The 12,647-nt window shown below is 72.2% G+C and carries 14 protein-coding genes; 6 read left to right on the top strand and 8 right to left on the bottom strand.

The features are described from left to right. Positions 1-22 precede the first annotated feature (22 nt). Positions 23-1,432 carry an FAD-binding protein gene (locus ACP4IX_RS12855; protein ID WP_426523205.1) on the bottom strand — a complete coding sequence of 470 codons (1,410 nt, stop codon included), beginning with the start codon at positions 1,430-1,432 and terminating at the stop codon, positions 23-25. 133 nt (positions 1,433-1,565) lie between these two features. On the opposite strand from ACP4IX_RS12855, the gene ACP4IX_RS12850 reads away from it, so the two are divergent. The 4 genes from ACP4IX_RS12850 to ACP4IX_RS12835 are packed head-to-tail and all read left to right on the top strand — an operon-like array spanning position 1,566 to position 4,414. Then, positions 1,566-2,075, top strand: a complete 510-nt coding sequence (locus ACP4IX_RS12850) for a phosphatase PAP2 family protein (protein WP_426523206.1) — start codon at positions 1,566-1,568, stop codon at positions 2,073-2,075. Beyond that, positions 2,068-3,018, top strand: coding sequence for a decaprenyl-phosphate phosphoribosyltransferase (locus ACP4IX_RS12845; RefSeq protein ID WP_426555545.1), 951 nt, complete (start codon positions 2,068-2,070; stop codon positions 3,016-3,018). The genes ACP4IX_RS12850 and ACP4IX_RS12845 overlap by 8 nt, the downstream gene beginning before the upstream one ends. Further along, on the top strand, positions 3,012-3,497 hold the full coding sequence (locus ACP4IX_RS12840; RefSeq protein ID WP_426555544.1) for a GtrA family protein: 486 nt from the start codon (positions 3,012-3,014) through the stop codon (positions 3,495-3,497). The genes ACP4IX_RS12845 and ACP4IX_RS12840 overlap by 7 nt, the downstream gene beginning before the upstream one ends. Beyond that, positions 3,485-4,414: a YihY/virulence factor BrkB family protein gene (locus ACP4IX_RS12835; protein ID WP_426555543.1), complete on the top strand. Its 930-nt coding sequence runs from the start codon at positions 3,485-3,487 to the stop codon at positions 4,412-4,414. The genes ACP4IX_RS12840 and ACP4IX_RS12835 overlap by 13 nt, the downstream gene beginning before the upstream one ends. On the opposite strand, the gene ACP4IX_RS12830 is transcribed toward ACP4IX_RS12835, so the two are convergent. Continuing rightward, positions 4,362-5,654: a D-alanyl-D-alanine carboxypeptidase family protein gene (locus ACP4IX_RS12830; RefSeq protein ID WP_426555542.1), complete on the bottom strand. Its 1,293-nt coding sequence runs from the start codon at positions 5,652-5,654 to the stop codon at positions 4,362-4,364. The two genes, ACP4IX_RS12835 and ACP4IX_RS12830, sit on opposite strands and share 53 nt — an antisense overlap. A gap of 91 nt (positions 5,655-5,745) precedes the next feature. Here ACP4IX_RS12830 and ACP4IX_RS12825 point away from each other — a divergent pair, with 91 nt between their 5' ends. Both ACP4IX_RS12825 and ACP4IX_RS12820 read left to right on the top strand, forming a co-directional pair. Next, positions 5,746-5,985 (top strand): SCO4848 family membrane protein, encoded by a 240-nt coding sequence (locus ACP4IX_RS12825; protein ID WP_426523211.1) that lies wholly within the window; start codon positions 5,746-5,748, stop codon positions 5,983-5,985. Positions 5,986-6,021: 36 nt separating this feature from the next. Continuing rightward, positions 6,022-7,365, top strand: a complete 1,344-nt coding sequence (locus ACP4IX_RS12820) for a metallophosphoesterase (protein WP_426555541.1) — start codon at positions 6,022-6,024, stop codon at positions 7,363-7,365. On the opposite strand, the gene ACP4IX_RS12815 is transcribed toward ACP4IX_RS12820, so the two are convergent. The 6 genes from ACP4IX_RS12815 to sdhA form a co-directional block, all read right to left on the bottom strand. After that, entirely contained in the window at positions 7,362-8,153 is a 792-nt protein-coding gene (locus ACP4IX_RS12815; protein ID WP_426523213.1) for a TetR/AcrR family transcriptional regulator, read from the bottom strand. The two genes, ACP4IX_RS12820 and ACP4IX_RS12815, sit on opposite strands and share 4 nt — an antisense overlap. 11 nt (positions 8,154-8,164) lie before the next feature. Further along, complete coding sequence (locus ACP4IX_RS12810; RefSeq protein WP_426555540.1) at positions 8,165-8,710, bottom strand: thiol-disulfide oxidoreductase DCC family protein; 546 nt, start codon at positions 8,708-8,710, stop codon at positions 8,165-8,167. A gap of 4 nt (positions 8,711-8,714) precedes the next feature. Continuing rightward, on the bottom strand, positions 8,715-9,122 hold the full coding sequence (locus ACP4IX_RS12805; RefSeq protein WP_426523215.1) for a hypothetical protein: 408 nt from the start codon (positions 9,120-9,122) through the stop codon (positions 8,715-8,717). Between the two features lie 96 nt (positions 9,123-9,218). Further along, positions 9,219-9,629 carry a VOC family protein gene (locus tag ACP4IX_RS12800; RefSeq protein ID WP_426523216.1) on the bottom strand — a complete coding sequence of 137 codons (411 nt, stop codon included), beginning with the start codon at positions 9,627-9,629 and terminating at the stop codon, positions 9,219-9,221. 480 nt (positions 9,630-10,109) lie between these two features. Continuing rightward, positions 10,110-10,883 (bottom strand): succinate dehydrogenase iron-sulfur subunit, encoded by a 774-nt coding sequence (locus ACP4IX_RS12795; protein ID WP_029394386.1) that lies wholly within the window; start codon positions 10,881-10,883, stop codon positions 10,110-10,112. Further along, complete coding sequence (gene sdhA, locus ACP4IX_RS12790) at positions 10,883-12,637, bottom strand: succinate dehydrogenase flavoprotein subunit (RefSeq protein WP_426523217.1); 1,755 nt, start codon at positions 12,635-12,637, stop codon at positions 10,883-10,885. Before sdhA ends, ACP4IX_RS12795 begins: the two co-directional genes overlap by 1 nt. Positions 12,638-12,647 lie beyond the last annotated feature (10 nt).

Genomic DNA, 12,647 nt, shown 5'->3' with positions numbered 1-12,647 from the left:
GCCGGGATGCCCGGAGGGGTTCCTAGAGGCCGAGGCGCCGGGACAGGTCCGAGACGAACACCCCGCGCGGGTCCAGCTCCGCGCGCAGCGCACGGAAGTCGTCCAGGCGCGGATACATGGCGGCGAGCAGCTCGGGCCGCAGCCGGGAGTCCTTGGCGAGGTAGACCCGGCCGCCGGCCCGGGCGACCTCCTCGTCGAGGCCGTCGAGGAAACCGCCGAGGCCCGGCAGGCCCGCCGGGATGTCCAGGGCGAGGGTCCAGCCGGGCACGGGGAAGGAGAGCCAGCCCGGGTCGGCGTCCCCGAAGCGCTTGAGGACGGCGAGGAAGGACGGGCAGCGGTGCTCCCGGATCCGCCGCACGATCCGGCGCAGGGCGTCCTCCCGGCCGTGCCCGACGACGAACTGGTACTGCACGAAGCCGCCGCGGCCGTAGATCCGGTTCCAGTGCGGGACGCCGTCCAGGGGATGGAAGAAGGCGGAGATCCGCTGGAGGCGGCCGGTACGCCTGCGGGGGGCCTTGCGGTACCAGAGTTCGTTGAAGAGCCCCACCGTCGTCCGGCTGAGCAGCCCGTCCGGGACGAGGTCGGGGGCGGCCGGGAACCGGGAGGTGCGGAAGGCCAGGGGGGCCCGTCGCGCCCGGGAGCCGCGCGGCAGTGCGTCCAGCGGGGCGTGGTCGCCCCGGGTGAGCACCGCGCGGCCGGTCGCCGCGCCGCGTGCGAGGAGGTCGATCCAGGCGACCGAGTAGCGGTAGCGGTGGTCGCCGGACGTCAGGCGGGCCATCAGGTCGTCCAGGTCGGCGGCGCGTTCGGTGTCGACCGACATCAGCGCGGTCTCGACAGGCTGGAGCCGCACGGTCGCGGTGAGGATCACGCCGGTCAGGCCCATGCCGCCGGCGGTCGCGTCGAACAGCGGTGTGCCCCGGTCCACGGTGCGGACCCGGCCGTCGGCGGTGAGCAGCTCGAACGACAGGACGTGCCGCGCGAAGGACCCCGACACGTGGTGGTTCTTGCCGTGGATGTCCGCGCCGATCGCGCCGCCGACCGTCACGTAGCGGGTGCCGGGCGTCACCGGCACGAACCAGCCGAGCGGCAGCAGCACCTCCATCAGCCGGTGCAGGGAGACCCCCGCGTCGCAGAGCACGGTGCCGCCGTCGGCGTCGATGGCGTGGACGCGGTCCAGGGCCGTCATGTCGAGCACGGCGCCCCCCGCGTTCTGCGCGGCGTCCCCGTACGCCCGCCCCAGGCCCCTCGGGATGCCCCCGCGGGCCCCGCAGTCCCGGACGGCGTCGGCGGCCTCCTCGTACGTCCGGGGGCGGATCAGCCGGGCGGCGGTCGGCGCGGTGCGGCCCCACCCGGTGACGGGGCCCCAGTCGTCGTCGGGGCCCCACCCGGTGGCGGGGCCCGAGTCGGCGTCGGGAACGGTGTCGGCAGACATGCCGGCGACCGTATCGCCACTATGTGAACGATTAGTTCCAAAACATTCCGCCCGTCCCTGAAACGGGTGATTAATGGTATGTCGCTCGATCCTGCCGGGCTTCCCGTGCCGCCGGGGTGAACAGTGAGTCCACATGGACGACCTCGACGACATGGACCACCGGATCGTGACGGCGCTCAGAGCCTGCGGCACGGACCCGCGCGTGGCCGGTGCCGCGCGCGTCCTGTCCCGGGCCGGGGAGCACGGAGCGCTGTGGCTCGCGGCGGGCCTCGCCTCGGCCGCCGTGGACGGCACGCGGCGCACGGCCTGGCTGCGCGGCACGGCCCTCACCGCGGGGGCGCACCTCGTCGGCATGGGCGTGAAGCGCGTCGTGCGCCGACCACGCCCCGCGCACGTCGTACCCCTGGTGCGCACCGCCGGCCGGCACTCCTTCCCCAGCTGCCACGCCACCTCGGCCACGGCGGCCGCCGTCGTCTTCGGCGCGCTCGGCGTGCACGCCGCCTGGCCGCTCGCCGCCGCGGTGTGCGCCTCCCGGCTGGTCACCGGCGTCCACTACCCCTCCGACGTGGCGGCGGGCGCGGCCCTGGGCGCGCTCACGGCCCGGCTCGGCGCCGACTGGATGCGCGGAGGCACCCGTGGCTGACACGGCCGTCCTGCGGCAACGCGCACCGGAGCGGCGGCGGGAGCCCGGGCCGCCGCGCGGGGCGGGCGTCCCGGCCGGTCTGCTCAGGACCGCACGCCCCCGCCAGTGGATCAAGAACGTCCTGGTCGTCGCCGCCCCGGCCGCCGCCGGTGAGCTGTTCTCCTGGTACGCCCTCGGCCGGCTCGCCCTGGTCTTCGCCCTGTTCACCGCCTGCGCCGCCGCCGTCTACCTCGTCAACGACGCCCGCGACGCCGAGGCCGACCGCGCCCACCCGGTCAAGCGGCACCGCCCGGTCGCCGCCGGGCAGGTCCCGGTGCCGGTCGCCTACGTCGCCGGCGGGGCCCTGGGCGTCCTCGGGCCCGTCGTCGCGGCGTGGCTGTGCCCGCCCGCGGTCGCGGTCGTGCTGACCGCCTACCTCGCGATGCAACTGGCGTACTGCGTCAGCCTCAAGCACGTCCTGGTCGTCGACCTCGCCGTCGTCACCACCGGTTTCCTGATGCGGGCGATGATCGGCGGACTCGCGCTCGGCATCCCCCTGTCGCGCTGGTTCCTCGTCACGACCGGCTTCGGCGCGCTGTTCATGGTCGCCGCCAAGCGCTACTCCGAAGCCGTCCAGATGGCCGGAAAAGCCGGTGCCACGCGTGCGTTGCTCACCGAGTACACGACCGGTTACCTCCGCTTCGTCTGGCAGCTCGCGGCCGGCGTCGCCGTCCTCGGCTACTGCCTGTGGGCCATGGAGGAGGGCGGCGTCCCGCACACCAGCGTGCTGCCCTGGCGCCAGCTGTCCATGGTCGCCTTCGTCCTCGCCGTGCTGCGCTACGCCATCTTCGCCGACCGCGGCACCGCCGGCGAACCCGAGGACGTCGTCCTGCGCGACCGGGCGCTCGCCCTGATCGGCGTGGTGTGGGCGGCGATGTACGGCCTGGCGGTGGCCAATTGGTAGACGGCCCCGCCAAGGGAACACGGCGCGAGGTGATCGGCTTCGCCGCCGCCGGACTCCTCGCCTACGCCGTCGACCTCACCCTCTTCACGGCCCTGCGCGGCCCGGTGGGCCTCGACCCGCTCACCGCGAAGACCCTCTCCTTCGTCGCCGGCTGCTCCGTGGCCTACGCGGGCAACGCGCTCGGCACCTACCGGCACACCCGCCCCCGGGGCCTGCGCCCGTACGCCGTCTTCTTCGCGGTGAACGCCGCCGGAGCCGCCGTACAGCTGCTGTGCCTGGCCGTCAGCCACTACGGCCTCGGCCTCACCTCCCAGCGCGCCGACACGGTCTCCGGCGCGGGAATCGGCATGGTCCTGGCCACGGCCCTGCGGTTCTGGGGCACAAGGACACTGGTCTTCCGCACCGGGGCCGGAACCGGTGGCACGACGGGATCATGGACCGGGGCGAGCGGGGGCAGGGTCGGATCATGGACTGGCTGAAGAAGCTCCCCGTGGTGGGGCCGTGGGCGGCACGGCTGATGACCACGCACGCGTGGCGCTCGTACGAGCGGCTGGACCGGGTGAAGTGGACGCGCCTGGCCGCCGCGATGACCTTCACCAGCTTCGTCGCGCTCTTCCCGCTGCTCAGCCTGGCCGCCGCCGTCGCCGCCGCCACGCTCAGCGAGGACCAGCAGGGCCGGCTCCAGGACACGATCGCCGAGCAGATCCCCGGCATCTCCGACCAGCTCGACATCCAGGGCCTGATCGACAACGCCGGCACCGTCGGCCTCATCTCCGGCGCCCTGCTGCTGTTCACCGGCGTCGGCTGGGTCGACGCCACCCGGGGCTGCCTGCGCGCCGTCTGGGAGCTGCCCGACGAGGAGGAGAACCCGGTCCTGCACCGGGCCAAGGACGCGGGCGTCCTCGTCGGCCTCGGCGGCGCGCTCCTGGTCACCGTCGGCATCTCCACCGTGGCCTCGTCGCTGGTCGGCTGGATCATCCGCCAGCTGGGTCTCGGCGGCGGCTTCGGCGGTGTGCTGCTCTACGTCGCCGCGTTCGCCGTCGCCGTACTCGCCGACTTCCTCCTGCTGCTGTACGTGCTGACCCTGCTTCCCGGCGTCCAGCCCGAGCGCCGCCGCCTGATGCGGGCCGCGCTGATCGGCGCGATCGGCTTCGAGCTGCTGAAACTGCTGCTGAGCGGCTATGTGCAGGGCGTCGCCGCGAAGAGCATGTACGGAGCCTTCGGCGTCCCCGTCGCCCTGCTGCTGTGGATCAACTTCACCTCGAAGCTGGTGCTGTTCTGCGCCTCCTGGACGGCGACGGGAAGCAAAGAGGAGGAAGTGGGCGAAACGGGGGGACGGAACGTCACGGGCGCGTCCGGCGACGGACCAGGTCCGGCAGCGGCCACTTCCGGTTGACCAGGAACGCGCCGCCCGCGAGCAGGACCAGCAGTCCGGCGGTGAGACCGGCCGCGATGCCGATGCCGCCGGAGCCGTCCGCGGCCGGGGCGCCCGCCACCGGCTTCGTGCCGGCCGCGCCCTTCCCGCTGCCGCCGGCCTCCCCGGAGGCGCCCGCACCGGGCTCGGAGCTCGCCTGCACGGCGCTCTTCGGCGGGACCAGCTCGCCCACCGGCCGCACCTTGCCGGCCGCCGCGAACCCCCAGTCGAACAGGCGGGCGGTCTCCTTGTAGACCTCGTTGTGCTCGTCCTTCGCCGGGTTCATGACCGTGACGAGCAGGACCTTGCCGCCCTGCTCGGCGACGCCCGTGAAGGTGTAGCCCGCGTTGGTGGTGTATCCGTTCTTCACGCCGGCGATGCCCGGGTAGACGGAGACGTCCGAGTCGCCGGCGAGCAGCCGGTTGGTGTTCTGGATCTCGAAGGGCGTGCGGGACGTCTTGCCCTTCTCGTCCTTCTTCGTCTCGCCCGGGAACTTCGCGCGGACCGTCGAGGCGTACTCGCGGAAGTCCTTCTTCTGCAGCCCCGAGCGGGCGAACAGGGTCAGGTCGTACGCGGAGGAGACCTGTCCCGGCGCGTCGTAGCCGTCGGGGCTGACCACGGTCGTGTCGAGGGCCTGCAGTTCCTCGGCGTGCTCGTTCATGTCCTCTACGGTCTGGCCGACACCGCCGTTCATCGCGGACAGCACGCGCACCGCGTCGTTGCCGGAGCGCAGGAAGACACCGAGCCACAGGTCGTGGACGGTGTAGGTCTCCTTCTCCTTGATGCCGACCATGCTGGAGCCGGCGCCGATGCCGGCGAGGTCGGAGGGGGTGACCGTGTGGGTGGCCGTCTTCGGCCACTTCGGCAGCAGTGTGTCGGCGAACAGCATCTTCAGCGTGCTCGCCGGGGCCAGCCGCCAGTGCGCGTTGTGCGCGGCGAGCACGTCACCGGACTCGGCGTCGGCCACGATCCACGAGCGGGCGGTGAGGTCCTTCGGCAGCACGGGCGCCCCACCGGCCAGGTCCACCTGCGTCCCGGGCTGCCCGAGCCGGGCGCCGCCCACGGCCGACATCGACGCGGGGGGAGTGGCGGAGGGACTGGCCGACGGGTTCGTCGAGGGGCTCGGGGCGGCGAGCGCGACGGGGGAGAGGAGCGCGAGAGCGGTCACGGCGGCGGAGGTGACCGACAGGGATCGCCTGACGGCCTTCTTGGGTGCGGGCACGAGCGAGAACGTACCGCCCGCGAGCGGCGCGGTCCCACCCCCCTCCCCACCCCGGGCACGGATCCGGACACCCGGCGGCGATACTGGGTGCATGAAGCTCAGCCGCCCCGTCTCCTGGTTCCTGCTCGCTTTCGGGGTGTGGAGCTGGATCATCTGGATCACTTTCGTCAAAAATCTGATCAAGGACAGCAGTGGGCTCGCGTTCGAGGACGGCGACCCCACGGCGTACTTCTGGGTGCACCTGCTGCTCGCCGTCGTCTCCTTCGTACTGGGGACGGCCGTCGGGGTCATCGGGTTGCTCTCGCTGCGCGCACTGCGCCGAAGGTCATAGGCGTCACGGACGCCACAACCGAGGGGATACGACGGCATGGTGGTCGTCTACGCGCTTGTCGCGCTGGCAGTGGTGAGCGTCCTCGTGGCGTCCAACTGGTACGTGTGGAGGCGTCTGTTCCGCGACACGACCCGGGGCCCCGGCCCCGTGCGCCGCATCGGCGTGGTGGTGATCGCCGGGGGCTGGGTACTGGCCGTGGGCGCGCTGGTCGCCAGGCGAGTGGCCCCCTTCTGGCTCGAGCGCGTCCTGGCCTGGCCGGGCTACCTGTGGCTGGCCCTGTGCCTCTACCTGGTGCTGGCGCTGCTCGTGGGCGAGGCCGTCCGCCCGCTGCTGCGGCGCTTCCTGGAGCGGCGGGCGGCCGCGCGGCAGGCGGCGGCCGAGCCGGAGCCGGAGCCGCTGAGGTCCCCGGCCGCGGACACGGAGCGCATACCGGCCGGAACGGCCCCGCCCAAGACACCTGAGACACCTGAGACACCTGAGACACCTGGGATACCCGGGGCGCCGGCCGCCCCCGGCGCCCCGGCCGACGGCACGCCCGAGAGCCCTCTCGCCCTGCCCTCCCGCCGCCTCTTCGTCTCCCGGGTCGTCGCCGGTGCCGCCGCCGCGGCGGCCGTGGGGACGGTCGGCTACGGCACGTACGGCGTGCTGAACGGCCCGACGGTGAAGCGGGTCACCGTGCCGCTGGCCAAGCTCCCGCGCGCGGCGCACGGCTACCGCATCGCCGTGGTCAGCGACATCCACCTCGGCCCGGTGCTCGGCCGGGGCTTCGCGCAGAAGGTCGTCGACACGATCAACTCCACGCAGCCCGACCTCATCGCCGTCGTCGGCGACCTGGTGGACGGCAGCGTGAAGGACCTCGGCCCGGCGGCGGCCCCCCTGGCGCGGCTGAAGGCCCGGCACGGCGCGTACTTCGTCACCGGCAACCACGAGTACTTCTCCGGCGCCGAGCAGTGGGTCGCCGAGGTGCGGCGGCTCGGGATGATCCCGCTGGAGAACGCCCGCACCGAGCTGCCCCACTTCGACCTCGCCGGCGTCAACGACGTGGCGGGCGAGGACGAGGGCCAGGGCCCCGACTACGCCAAGGCCCTCGGCGACCGGGACCGGGCCCGCGCGTGCGTGCTGCTCGCCCACCAGCCGGTGCAGATCCACGACGCCGTCGACCACGGCGTCGACCTCCAGCTCTCCGGCCACACCCACGGCGGCCAGCTCTGGCCGGGCAGCCTCCTCGCCGGCCTCGCCAACCCCACCGTCGCGGGCCTGGAGCGCTACGGCGACACCCAGCTGTACGTCAGCCGCGGCGCGGGCGCCTGGGGCCCGCCCACGCGCGTGGGGGCGGAGTCGGACATCACGGTGATCGAGCTGGCCTCGCTGGAGGCCTAGGACCCGCCCCGCGGGCCCTCCTCGGGGGCGTCGTCCCCAGGGGGGTCCGCGGAGGGTGCCGTCCTCTTCGCCGGGTCCGGGAGTGCCTTGGTCATCCCGGGCAGGAAGTCCGTGAACAGTTCGTGCACTTCGCGCACCAGCGGGCGCAGCACCCGGAAGCGGGCCAGCGCGACGCCCCGCGCGGTGAGCCGGGCGCCGCGTTCGGCGAGGCGGTAGCTGCGTTCGCGCCCCTCCGTGCGGTCGAAGATCCAGTACAGGCAGAGGCCCATCTGGGAGAGCCACATCAACTCGGGCAGGACGTCCCGCAGTTCCGCGTGCACCTTGGTCTTCGCGCCCGCCAGGACCTGCCGGTGGATGTTGATGGCCTCCACGCGCGCGTGCTCCGACTCCGGGGAGAAGGGGCTGAGCGGACTGTCCGGGTCGGCCGCGTTCTTGAAGAACTGCACGGCGAACTCGTGGTACGGCGTCGCGATGTCCAGCCAGACCTTCAGCACGCCCCCCAGCCGTGCCTCCAGGTCGGTCTCCCGGGCCAGGACCTCCCGGACCGCCGCCTGGTGTTCGGCGGCGATCCGGTCGTAGAAGCCCTGGATCAGGTGCTCCTTGCCGGCGAAGTAGTAGTACGCGTTGCCGACGGAGACCCCGGCCTCCTGGGCGATGGCCCGCATGGTCGTCCGGTCGTAACCGCGTTCCTGGAAGAGCCGCATGGCCGTCTCCAGGATCAGCGCGCGGGTCTGTTCGGACTTGCTGAGGGGGGCTCCGTCGTCGGGGCCGTCGTTCTTCGCAGGCACGGGACCAGAGCCTAACGACTGGCGCAGGTGCCGTCGTCGCAGCCGGGTCCGGTGTACCTCCACCCGAGGCGCGGCTCGTACACCCATCCGTCACCCGGCCGCCGCCCCTCACCGAGGCGCTTCGCGCCGCCCCCGTCGATGCCGGCGCGGCGGTACCCCTGGCCGCCCCATCGCCGCTGCGCGCCCCGCCACTTGGCGGCGGCCAGGACGACACCGCGGGCCAGCCTCGCCCCGGTGGGCGTGCTGAGCCGGTGGGCCAGTCGCCGGTGCTCGCGCAGGGCCCACAGGACGACGATCCAGGCGGCGGCGCCCCGGTAGACCTGGCCGGCGTCGCCCACGACGGTCACCTCGTCGAGGGTGGCCGAGTGGTCGAGGCCGGGAAAGCGCCGGCGTGCCTCGTCCGACCCGGCCGGGACCGGCTCCAGCGGCACCAGCCGGGGCTGCCGCAGCAGCCAGTCCCGTACGTGGGTGCACAGGGAGCACTCGGCGTCGTAGAGGACGGTGAGCCGGCGTACCGGGGCGGCGGCCGTCGGGGGAGCGGGTGCCGTCGGTGCCATCGGCTCAGGCACCGGCCGCAGGGGCCACCCAGGCCTGCGGCGGGACCGGCGGGACCTGTTCCCGCTCCATCATCCCCCGCCGCCGGATCCGGTTGAGCACGTACACGTTGCCCAGGTGCATCACGCCGAGCACCAGGAGCACCACGCCCAGCTTGGTCGAGAGCGCCTCGAAGATCTGGCGGGTGTCGGCGATGGTCTCGTCGCCGCTCAGGTAGAGGGCGACGAAGCCGAGGTTGACGAGGTAGAAGCCGACCACCAGCAGGTGGTTGACAGCGTCGGCGAGCTTCTCGTTGCCGTGCAGCACGTCGGCGAGGAAGACCCGGCCGTTGCGGCTGAGCGTGCGGGCCACCCAGACGGTCAGGCCGATGCTGACCAGCAGGTAGATGACGTAGGCGATGACGGTGCGGTCCATGCCCCACCCCTTCTTGAACGCGTTCAAAACGCTGACGGAGGAGACTGTAGACCTGTTTTTGAACGCGTTCAAGTGAGTATTCGGGGGTGCGGTGGGTCAGGGCCGGCGGCCCAGCTCCGGCCGCTTGGAGTAGTCCGTGAGGCCGATGACGTTGCCCCACGGGTCGGCGAACTCCACGGTCCAGCCGGTGGCGACGGGGAAGGGGTCGCCGAGCGGCTCCACCCCCGCGTCGCGCAGTGCCCGGTCCGCGGCGCGGGCGTCCATCACCTCCAGCCACACCCGCGCGGAGGGCCACGGCGGCGGCCGGCGCCCGAACTCCTCCTCCACCCGCAGCAGGAGGCCCGGGGTCTCGCCGCCGGCCTTCAGCAGGGCGATCCCGGCCTCGTCGAGCCGGAAGGCGACCGGAAAGCCGGCCCGCTCGTAGAAGCCGACGGCCTCGGCGAGGTCGCCGACGGGCAGCAGGACGTTGTCGAACCCGAGCAGTTCGTACGACTCATGATCTGACATGACGTCACATTAGGTGCGCGCGACGCGCAGTGGGCCGGACCCGCGGCGGGGCGGCGAAGGGGTCACCCGCCCGGGCGGACGGCCGCTCTCGGGCCCCGACTCTCGCTGCGCGGCTGGCCCCCGGCGTACCGGGGCCCGGGACCGCTCCCCGCGGCCGTACGGCCGAGGGCCCCGAACCACGCTGACGACAGAACGAGGCGGCACCACCGATCGACGCGGTGGTGCCGCCGCCCGTTGGAACGGGCCCGCGACCGTCGGTCCTGGCCGGTGACCGACCCGGCGTCGTGATCGCTCGACGGACGCAGCGGACATCACGTGCCTCCCGTGGGCTGGTGCCGAGAGCGTCCACGCAGGCCGGATCAGGCCCGCGGGGCTCTTCCGGCGACCGTTCTTGCCCGATCGGGTGGCATGCGCCAGAGGGCCCCGTCTCCAGGGGAGACGGGGCCCTCACGGACGTACGGCGTCACGCGCCGGCGGACGTCAGAAGCGGCGCGTGATCAGTGCCCGCTTCACCTCGGCGATCGCCTTGGTGACCTCGATACCGCGCGGGCAGGCGTCCGTGCAGTTGAAGGTCGTGCGGCAGCGCCAGACGCCGTCGCGGTCGTTGAGGATCTCCAGCCGCTGCTCGCCGGCCTCGTCGCGCGAGTCGAAGATGAAGCGGTGCGCGTTGACGATCGCGGCCGGGCCGAAGTACTGCCCGTCGTTCCAGAACACCGGGCACGAGGACGTGCAGGCGGCGCACAGGATGCACTTCGTCGTGTCGTCGAAGCGCTCGCGGTCCTCGGCGGACTGCAGCCGCTCACGCGTCGGCTCGTTGGTGTCCTTCGTGATCAGGAAGGGCATCACGTCCCGGTACGCCTGGAAGAACGGCTCCATGTCGACGACCAGGTCCTTGAGGACCGTCAGGCCCTTGATGGGCTCGACCGTGATCGGCTTCTCGGGGCTGATGTCCTTGATCAGCGTCTTGCAGGCGAGGCGGTTCTTGCCGTTGATCCGCATGGCGTCCGACCCGCAGATGCCGTGCGCGCAGGAACGGCGGAAGGTCAGGCTTCCGTCCAGGTCCCACTTGATCTTGTGCAGCGCGTCGAGGACGCGCTCCTTCGGGTCGATCTCCAGCTGGAAGTCTTCCCAGGTCGCCTCCGCCGAGACCTCCGGGTTGAACCGGCGGACGCGGAAGGTGACCGTGATGTACGGGGAGTCGGCGAAGCCGGGCTCGGGGGCCTTGTCGCTCTTCTCCATGACAGGGGTAGCCATCAGTACTTACGCTCCATCGGCTGGTAGCGGGTCTGGACGACCGGCTTGTAGTCGAGCCGGATGGACTCGGCGCCGTCGTCGCCCACCTCGCGGTACGCCATGGTGTGGCGCATGAAGTTGACGTCGTCGCGGTTGGGGAAGTCCTCGCGGTAGTGACCGCCGCGCGACTCCTTGCGGGCGAGCGCGGACACCGCCATGACCTCGGCCAGGTCGAGCAGGTTGCCCAGCTCGACGGCCTCCAGCAGGTCGGTGTTGAACCGCTTGCCCTTGTCCTGGATCGCCACGTTCTGGTAGCGGGCGCGCAGCTCGGCGAGCTTCTCGACGGCCGTCTTGATCGTCTGCTCGGTGCGGAACACCATGACGTTGGCGTCCATGGTCTCCTGCAGCTCGCGGCGCAGCGTCGCCACCCGCTCGGTGCCGGTGGAGTTGCGCAGCCGCTCGATCTGCTCGACGACCAGGGACTCCGGGTTCTCCGGCAGCTCGACGAAGTCCGCCTTCTGCGCGTACTCCGCGGCGGCGATGCCGGCCCGCTTGCCGAAGACGTTGATGTCCAGCAGCGAGTTGGTGCCCAGGCGGTTGGCGCCGTGGACGGACACGCAGGCGACCTCGCCGGCCGCGTACAGGCCCGGGACGACGGTGGTGTTGTCCGCGAGGACCTCACCCTCGACGTTGGTCGGGATGCCGCCCATGGCGTAGTGCGCGGTGGGCTGGATCGGGATCGGGTCCGTGTAGGGCTCGATGCCGAGGTAGGTCCGCGCGAACTCCGTGATGTCGGGCAGCTTGGCGTCCAGCTGCTCCGGCGGGAGGTGGGTGAGGTCCAGGAAGACGTGGTCGCCCTCGGGACCGCAGCCGCGGCCCTCGCGGATCTCGGTGTAGATGGAGCGCGAGACGACGTCACGGGACGCGAGGTCCTTCATGACCGGCGCGTACTTCTCCATGAAGCGCTCGCCGTCCTTGTTGCGGAGGATGCCGCCCTCACCGCGGGCGCCCTCCGTCAGCAGGATGCCCATGCGCCAGATGCCGGTCGGGTGGAACTGGAAGAACTCCATGTCCTCCAGCGGCAGCCCGCGCCGGTACACGGCCGCCTGGCCGTCACCGGTCAGCGTGTGCGCGTTCGACGTCACCTTGAAGAACTTGCCGGTGCCGCCGGACGCGTAGATCACGGACTTCGCCTGGAAGACGTGGATCTCGCCGGTGGCCAGCTCGTACGCGACCACGCCGGCGGACTTCTTGACGCCGTCGACCTCGGTGATCAGCTGGTCCAGGACGTAGAACTCGTTGAAGAACTCCACGCCTTCCTTGACGCAGTTCTGGTACAGCGTCTGGAGGATCATGTGACCGGTGCGGTCGGCCGCGTAGCAGGAGCGGCGGACCGGGGCCTCGCCGTGGTTCCGGCTGTGACCGCCGAAGCGGCGCTGGTCGATCGTCCCGTTCGGCGTCCGGTTGAACGGCAGGCCCATCTTCTCCAGGTCGAGGACCGAGTCGATGGCCTCCTTCGCCAGGATCTCGGCGGCGTCCTGGTCGACCAGGTAGTCACCGCCCTTGACCGTGTCGAAGGTGTGCCACTCCCAGTTGTCCTCCTCCACGTTGGCGAGCGCGGCGGCCATGCCGCCCTGCGCCGCGCCCGTGTGGGAGCGGGTGGGGTAGAGCTTCGTCAGGACGGCGGTGCGGCTGCGCTTCGTCGACTCGATGGCCGCGCGCATGCCGGCGCCACCGGCGCCGACGATGACGGTGTCGTACTTGTGTACCTTCATGATTTTCGCA

The organism is Streptomyces sp. WG5, from assembly GCF_049974565.1.
Classification (GTDB): domain Bacteria; phylum Actinomycetota; class Actinomycetes; order Streptomycetales; family Streptomycetaceae; genus Streptomyces.
This window is presented reverse-complemented; position numbering and strand designations above follow the sequence as displayed.